The sequence below is a fragment of the Endozoicomonas sp. SESOKO4 genome (assembly GCF_024606275.1).
Map to the genome: position 1 here is coordinate 23501 of NZ_JAHHPS010000279.1, position 8149 is coordinate 31649.

Sequence of the window (8149 nt, forward strand, 5' to 3'; positions counted from 1 at the left end):
ATACTTACCCTTACAAGCTTGCTTTTATTTCCTTTTGCGGTTCAGGCGCAGAAGGTAATGGAACTGCAACCAGCCGAAGCACCTCAATCATTTGTTGAGCAGATGCAGCAGAATTTTGATCCGGCCGTGGCCGATCTTGTGCTGGAGTCCTATTTGAACAGCCTGCTCAAGGCAAACGCTATCAAAGATGGGGCCAGAAAATCATCCATAAAATATTCTGTAAAGGCCAACCGGGAAGGTGAGTTGGTGGTGACTCGCTATCAGCAACTGGAGCAGGGACTGGTCAGAAACAATAATACCCTGGTAGTATACGGCGTTGGTCATACTTTGGAATCAGACTGTTCCAGCATTGAGCAGCGTTGCTGGATTTTGTACCCCGATAAGGATGAGCGTTGGGTTGAAATAGAATATGCACCCAAAGCCATAAGGGAACTGGCCAAAGGAATGGGATTACTCATCAAGGAACTGCAGAGGTGATTTCAGGCTGCGGACCTTGAATGGGTCAGGCTAAGCATCTCTTTTGCGTGGTTGAGCGTGGACTCGGTCATTTCGACTCCACCCAGCATTCGAGCGACCTCTTTAACACGACGATCGCCATTCAGGCCGACAATCTCGGTGGAGGTTTTGGCATTGCGGACCTTCTTGCTAACGTGCAAATGCTGATGCCCCTGTGACGCCACCTGAGGCTGATGGGTGACACAAATTACCTGACTTCTTTCCCCCAGCTCCCTGAGCATGGCTCCGACGATTTCCGCAGTTCCACCGCCAATGCCGACATCCACTTCGTCAAAGATCATACTGGGGATATGAGAGGTTTGAGCGGTTATCACTTGAATGGCCAGACTGATTCTGGACAGTTCACCACCAGAAGCTACTTTGGTTAATGCTCTGGGTGGCTGACCCGGGTTGGTCGTTACCAGGAATTCGATGTCTTCAGCACCATTGGGTGAGAGAGTGCTGCTCTCTACCGGTGTCAGGGCAATGACGAACTGTCCGTGGGGCAAGCCCAGCAAGGCCATACGCATGGTGACTTTTTTCTCAAGCTGTCTGGCTGCAGATTGACGTTTTCCGGATAGTTTTTCGCTTTGGTTCTGAAACTCGGATTTCAATTCGATCAGTTTTTGTTGTAACGCTTCAACTCGTTCATCGCCGAACTGGATGCTCTCCAGCTCAGAGCTGAGGGTGTTTTGTTTTTCCAATAACGCTTCGGGCTGAACCCTGTGCTTTCTCGCAAGGTCGTATATAGCGCTGAGACGTTCATCCACATCCTGCATTCTGGCCGGATCAGCATCAAAATGATCAATGAAGTGATTGATTTCCCCTACCGCTTCCTCGACCTGAATCTGGGCAGAGGACATCATCTCCAATGTGTTGCTGATGGCTGGGTGATCCATGTCCAGATCGCCCAGACGCTGCAGACAGACAGACAGTTGCTGGAGAATGTTGCCGGTCTCATTGTCGGAGCAAATAGTGTTGATCTCATGACAAACCGAAAGAGTGCTTTCAGCATGGGATAACTGTCTGAGTTCTAGCTCAAGCTGTTCCAGTTCTCCTTCCTGAAGTGACAATTGTTCAAGTTCCTGAAGTTGATAGCTGAGCAGTTGAACTCTTTCATTCTGTTCTTTGCGGTTATGGGCCAGTGTATTCAGCTCATGATGCGTCTGGTTGAACTGATGAGCAATGCAAGCCACTTCGGAGGCTAGTTTTTGTAGACCGGCATAATCATCCAGTAGCAGTCGATGGCTGTTTTTTTTCAGTAACGACTGGCTTTCATGCTGGCCGTGAATATCAATTAACCGCTCACCAATGCCCCGAAGATCGGCAAGGGGAGAGAGTGTTCCATTGATATAGGCACGGGACCGTCCTTCTTTGGTAATGACTCTGCGGAGGATGCACTCATCATCACTGGTCAGATCTTTTTCCCGGAGCCACGCTTTGGCCGCAGAGCAATGACTGATATCAAAAGAAGCCTGTATTTCAGCTTTGTCCGTGCCTTGACGAACGCAATGACTGTCGGTTCTGTCACCCGTGGCCAGACCCAGTGCATCCAGCATGATGGACTTGCCAGCACCGGTCTCGCCGGTAATCACAGTCATTCCGGATTGGATGTCCAGATCCAGCTGGTCAACGATGGCAAAGTTGCTGATGGACAATTGGGTCAGCATGATGAATACCCGCTAGTGTAGCGTGACTGTTTATATATACAGTAACCTGATGTGAGACATTCGTAAAGTTGGAGCTAAAAAAAATACTCTGATTACGACCAGATTGAGACCAGAGCATGTTGTGATTTTGTTCTGCAGATCAGTGTTTTGCGAAATGATCGGTTGCGTTAAAAAAACTGTTTGCAGGTCTTGAATCCAGATTTCGTGACCCAATATACGTTTCATCAAACGATTTGACTCCCGGTCGGAGATTCTGGAATGACAGTAGAAAACAGCAAACCTGATGAGCAGGAAATGGAAGAAGCCACCGAACAGCAGGCAGAAGAAAGCTTGCTGAACGAAGAAGGTGGTGTTGAGCTGGACAGTGAAGGTGATCTGACCGACGGCCTTGAGAGTCAGCTGGAAGCGCTGAACGAAGAGCTGGCCAAAGCGAAAGATCAGACTCTGCGCGCTGCTGCTGAGATGCAGAACATCAAGCGTCGCGCTGAGCAGGATGTTGAAAAGGCTCATAAGTTTGCCTTGGAAAAATTTGTTGATGCGCTGATTCCAGTGGTTGATAGCCTGGAAAAAGGAATAGAAAGCGCTGAACAGGCAGAAGGAGCCCACGAAGCTCTTATAGAAGGCATGAAGCTAACACTGAAGCAGTTTCTGGATGCACTGGGGCGCTTTGGGGTGGAGCAGGAAGATCCGAACGGACAGCCTTTTGACCCGAATTTCCATCAGGCTATGTCCATGGTTCCGAATCCCGATGTTGAAGCCAACACCGTGATTGATGTCTTTCAGAAAGGTTACAAGCTGAATGGCCGTCTGATTCGTCCAGCCATGGTCGTCGTTTCCAAATAGGTGATTTTGTTGAGGAATATTCAAAAAAAGAATGTTTCAACAGCCTTGAAATCAAATCAATTGATCCCATATTGATTTCAAAGGCCAAAAACAGCCGCTCACCACTTATTGGCAAGCGGCCCTCAGCTGAAGAATTGAATTACAGAATTGAACTAAAGAATTTCGCTCTGCAAGCAGGGCAATGGAGAGATTGAACAATGGGTAAAATAATCGGTATTGATCTGGGAACCACCAACTCTTGTGTATCCATTCTGGATGGTGAAAAAGCCAAGGTTTTAGAAAATGCTGAAGGCGGTCGTACCACGCCTTCCATCATCGCCTTCACAGACGATGGTGAGACTCTGGTAGGGCAGCCAGCCAAGCGTCAGGCCGTTACCAACCCTGATAATACCCTGTTTGCCATCAAGCGCCTGATCGGTCGCCGTTTCAAAGACGATGTGGTCCAGAAAGACATTCAGATGGTTCCTTACAAGATTGTTGAAGCTGACAACGGCGACGCATGGGTTGAAGTTAAAGGTGACAAAAAAGCACCACCTCAGATTTCTGCTGAAATCCTGAAGAAAATGAAGAAGACCGCTGAAGACTATCTGGGCGAATCTGTTACTGAAGCGGTGGTTACCGTACCCGCTTACTTCAACGATGCACAGCGTCAGGCGACCAAAGATGCTGGTCGTATCGCCGGTCTGGACGTTAAACGTATCATTAACGAGCCCACTGCTGCTGCCCTGGCCTATGGCATGGACAAGAAACAAGGTGATCAGACCATTGCCGTATACGACCTGGGTGGTGGTACTTTTGATATCTCTATTATCGAGATTGCTGATGTCGACGGCGAGCACCAGTTCGAAGTACTGGCCACCAACGGTGACACTTTCCTGGGTGGTGAAGACTTCGACATGCGTATGATCGACTACCTGGCTGAAGAGTTCAAAAAAGATCAGGGCATCGACCTCAAAGGTGATCCTCTGGCCATGCAGCGTCTGAAAGAAGCCGCTGAAAAAGCCAAGATCGAGCTGTCTTCTGCTCAGCAGACGGATGTTAACCTGCCTTACATCACTGCCGATGCAACTGGTCCTAAGCACCTGAACGTTAAAGTAACCCGTTCCAAGCTGGAGTCCTTGGTAGAAGATCTGGTTCAGCGCTCTCTGGAGCCATGCCGACTGGCGGTAAAGGATTCTGATCTGGATCTGTCTGATATCGACGAAGTCATTCTGGTAGGCGGTCAGACCCGTATGCCAATGGTTCAGGAAAAGGTGGCTGAGTTCTTCGGCAAGGAGCCTCGTAAAGACGTGAACCCTGACGAGGCGGTTGCTATGGGTGCTTCCATCCAGGGTGCGGTGTTGGCTGGCGACGTTAAAGACGTACTGTTGCTGGACGTCACTCCGCTGACTCTGGGTATCGAAACCATGGGTGGCGTTATGACGGCACTGATCGAAAAGAACACCACGATTCCGACCAAGAAGTCGCAGGTGTTCTCTACTGCTGATGACAACCAGAGTGCTGTAACCATTCATGTCTGCCAGGGTGAGCGCAAACAGGCATCTGCCAACAAGTCACTGGGGCGTTTTGACCTGTCTGACATTCCACCGGCTCCACGTGGCATGCCTCAGATTGAGGTCAGCTTTGACCTGGATGCTAACGGTATCCTCAACGTTTCTGCCAAAGACAAGGCTACTGGTAAAGAGCAGTCTATCGTGATCAAAGCGTCTTCCGGCCTGTCTGACGATGAAATCGATCAAATGGTTCAGGACGCTGAAGCAAACGCGGCTGAAGACAAGAAGTTCGAAGAACTGGCGGCTGTCCGTAACACGGGTGATGGTCTGGTACATGCGACGCGCAAGACTCTGGAAGAAGCCGGTGATAAGGCAACGGAAGAAGAGAAGAGTGCGATCAACGAAGCTTTGACTGCTCTGGAAGAGGCTCTGAAGGGGGACGACAAGGATCTCATCGAAGAGAAATCCAAGGCTCTCTCTGAAGCTTCTGCTGGTCTGGTTCAGAAGATGTATGCAGAAGCCCAGCAACCCGGCGCTGAAGGTGCACAGGAGGCTGAATCTTCTTCCGCTGCGGATGACGCCGTAGACGCCGAGTTCGAAGAAGTGAAAGATGACAAGAAGTAAGCCCATTCCGCGCTGCGGTATGAGTTGATTTGGCGGCGCGGGAGCTTTCTCCCGCGCTGTTGTGTTTAAGAGGCTGTCTGAAAGGTTTCGCCGATTTTCCAAACAGTCTCTGATTCAATAAATCGGGATCGTTCCCGATGTATGAAAGCGATTTGGATTATTTCGGTCAGGTGATCTGACGGAACCTGACCACAGGGTGTTACTAATGGCAAAACGTGATTTTTACGAAGTACTGGGCGTAGAAAAGGGGGCCTCTGACAAGGAGATCAAGAAGGCCTATCGCCGTATGGCTATGAAGTTCCACCCTGACCGTAACCCCGATGACAAAGAAGCGGAAGAGAATTTCAAGGAAGTCAACGAGGCTTTCGAAATCCTCTCTGACGATCAGAAGCGTGCCGCCTACGACCAGTACGGTCATGCCGGTGTCGATCCTAATATGGGCGGTATGGGTGGTGCTGGTGGCTTTGGTGGCGCTGGCGGCTTTGGTGACGTCTTCGGTGATGTTTTTGGTGATATCTTTGGTGGTGGTCATTCCCGAAGCTCCGTTCAGCGCGGTGCTGATCTGCGCTATCAACTGGAACTGAGTCTGGAAGAGGCGGTTAAGGGTACTACCAAGAAAATCAAGATTCCTTCTCTGGTCGGTTGTAAGTCCTGTGATGGTACAGGTGCCAAAAAAGGGACTTCCCCTGTGACTTGTAGCACTTGTGGTGGTGTGGGTCAGGTGCGTATGCAACAGGGCTTTTTCTCTGTTCAGCAGACCTGTCCTGACTGTCACGGTACTGGCAAGATGATTAAAGACCCTTGTCGTGAGTGTCATGGAGAAGGTCGGGTTCAGGAATATAAGACGCTGTCTGTTAAGATTCCTGCCGGTGTCGATACCGGTGATCGTATTCGTCTGGCGGGTGAAGGTGAAGCAGGCGTCAATGGTGGTCCAGCCGGAGATCTCTATGTTCAGGTCAGCGTGGTAGACCATCCAATTTTCCAGCGTGATGGCAAACACCTATACTGTGAAGTGCCCATTACCTTTGTTGATGCCGCCCTGGGTGGCGAGCTGGAAGTTCCGACCCTCGACGGCCGGGTAAAACTCAAGATTCCAAAAGAAACCCAGACTGGCAAGTTGTTCCGTCTCCGCGATAAAGGCGTCACACCGGTTCGTGGCGGCAGTCGCGGTGACCTGATGTGTCGTGTGGTGGTAGAAACCCCCGTGCATCTGACCGAACGCCAAAAAGGGCTGATGCAAGAGTTGAAGGAAACCTTTGTCGCAGAAGGTGAACATCGCCAGTCTCCCAAGAAAACGTCCTTCTTTGAAGGGGTTAAGAAGTTCTTTGACGATATGTCGTCCTGATCAGTTTGCCAGATTGAAAATAAAAAAGTGGCATTAGCGCCACTTTTTTTGTGTAGCCTTCTTCATCTATGGCGTACAGAAATATTTCTCGTATTCGCCAAGAAAGTATTGATGGTCAAAGAGCTCTGTGATCATGGCTCCCAGTCCTTCGTTTTTGTTTCTGAACGGGTTCTTTAGCATTTGCTTCACTATTAGAAACTCCCGAAAACCAACCTTTGGACTATCGATATCACTATCGAACCTTGTTATGTCAATGTAAGTGAAAATCAGGCGATCTTCTTCGGCAATGACGACGGTGTTCCAAGCATGGTTTTTACATGTTGAAAACAACTTATCGGTCAGGTAAACATTTGCCAGTACGTCAGGAAACAGTTGTTTCAGTTGATTAAAAACAACCATCCCCAATACCGTGTATTTATCACAGTCGCCAATCCCTCTCCGCCAAAATTCAACTATCGGACGTTCTTTTGAGAAAGTCAGCTTCAGCTCGCCTTCATCTACTTTTGCGTAGTGAAGCTTTTGTGTGACAATCAGTGCTGTCAGGTAGAGCAAACTATAAATCGTTGGTTTTTTTGTTGTCTGTTTGACTATGTCTTCAACGTACTTGAAAATCTCCTCCTGATCGTTCGTTGAAAAATAGTCCATGGTATCGTATGTAAATAGTGTGTTAAGCCGGAAAAATAGAGCTTTTGGAAGTGGAATAGGCTCTTTTTTACTGTGGTAGTCTACAAGATTACCCAAGTACTCAAACTCAAGGTGGGTTGTGGGGTAGGCAGCACAAGTCTGTTGGTCAGAGATTAGAGATGGGTAGGTGTCCAGGTCAATGCCGCGGAAGTAGAGAGAAGTCGCATCTTCCAGTCTTATGTTTTTACTCACGGCTTCATGAAGAAAATCAGCAGGCACTTTTGAAAAATAGAGTTTTTTTAAATCATAGGCTGATCCGGTGAGTCCCTTGTATCTGGGCAAATCTTCTGTCGTTAGCCCGTGTTCGAACGCTTCCTGAAGGTTAGTATGCGCAAAGTCAGTCAAGACAGAGATGCCGTTTTTATTTAAGCTGCCCGCGAGATCAGAAGGTATTCCATATTTAGCGTAAGCGATAATACGGGTGGCTGAATCAATATCGGCCTCGACGTAGCGATTGGCCGTTTGGGGTGTTAATCCCGCCTTGAGAATCTTTTCTATAAAAATCTCGTCACCCGCTACCCTGGGATGAAACGATGCAACTATATCCGAAGTGATGTTGCGTTGGGTAAAACGGTGAATATCATATGGGCTGACCATTGGGGCTTCTTGAGCAAAAAGTAGGACTTCTTCTGGTGTGGTTCCCACTTCTATGAGGTACTTAATATCATAGTCGACTAGCCCGGCGCTCAAATAGGGCTCTTTTTTTTCTTGTTCTGTAATATCAGCTTTGATGCAGAAACTCATCGTTACGATTAATGCAGTTATCAGCTTGATAGCATGGTTTAAAATGTTCACGAGCGCACTCCTTTTCAATCAGGTTTCATGACTCACTGAATGTTAGAGTTTTGGAAGAGTGATTAGTTCCCTGAGATGAAAGCCAGACTGGACAAAAAAGTGGCTTTAGCGCGGCTTTTTTGTCCAGTCTTCTTCAATACGGCACACAGAAATATTTCTCGTATTCGGTAAGAAAGTATCGCAAATTGAAGTATTTTGAG

General features: G+C 48.4%; 6 protein-coding genes. 4 read left to right on the plus strand and 2 right to left on the minus strand.

Annotated elements, in window-relative coordinates; genetic code table 11:
* Window positions 1–57: 57 nt before the first annotated feature.
* Complete coding sequence (locus tag KDK16_RS05260; RefSeq protein ID WP_257275014.1) at window positions 58–477, plus strand: hypothetical protein; 420 nt, start codon at window positions 58–60, stop codon at window positions 475–477.
* A gap of 2 nt (window positions 478–479) precedes the next feature.
* Here the strand turns inward: KDK16_RS05260 and recN are convergent, their stop codons facing one another.
* Window positions 480–2165, minus strand: a complete 1686-nt coding sequence (gene recN / locus KDK16_RS05265) for a DNA repair protein RecN (protein ID WP_257252989.1) — start codon at window positions 2163–2165, stop codon at window positions 480–482.
* A gap of 258 nt (window positions 2166–2423) precedes the next feature.
* On the opposite strand from recN, the gene grpE reads away from it, so the two are divergent.
* The 3 genes from grpE to dnaJ all read left to right on the plus strand — a co-directional run bounded on the left by grpE (window position 2424) and on the right by dnaJ (window position 6470).
* A complete protein-coding gene (gene grpE, locus KDK16_RS05270) occupies window positions 2424–3008 on the plus strand; it encodes a nucleotide exchange factor GrpE (protein WP_257275015.1) in 585 nt (194 codons plus the stop codon).
* Between the two features lie 197 nt (window positions 3009–3205).
* Window positions 3206–5125, plus strand: a complete 1920-nt coding sequence (dnaK, locus tag KDK16_RS05275) for a molecular chaperone DnaK (protein WP_257252986.1) — start codon at window positions 3206–3208, stop codon at window positions 5123–5125.
* A gap of 205 nt (window positions 5126–5330) precedes the next feature.
* Window positions 5331–6470, plus strand: a complete 1140-nt coding sequence (dnaJ, locus tag KDK16_RS05280; RefSeq protein WP_257275016.1) for a molecular chaperone DnaJ — start codon at window positions 5331–5333, stop codon at window positions 6468–6470.
* Window positions 6471–6536: 66 nt separating this feature from the next.
* On the opposite strand, the gene KDK16_RS05285 is transcribed toward dnaJ, so the two are convergent.
* Entirely contained in the window at window positions 6537–7949 is a 1413-nt protein-coding gene (locus KDK16_RS05285) for a hypothetical protein (protein WP_257275017.1), read from the minus strand.
* Between the last annotated feature and the right edge of the window lie 200 nt (window positions 7950–8149).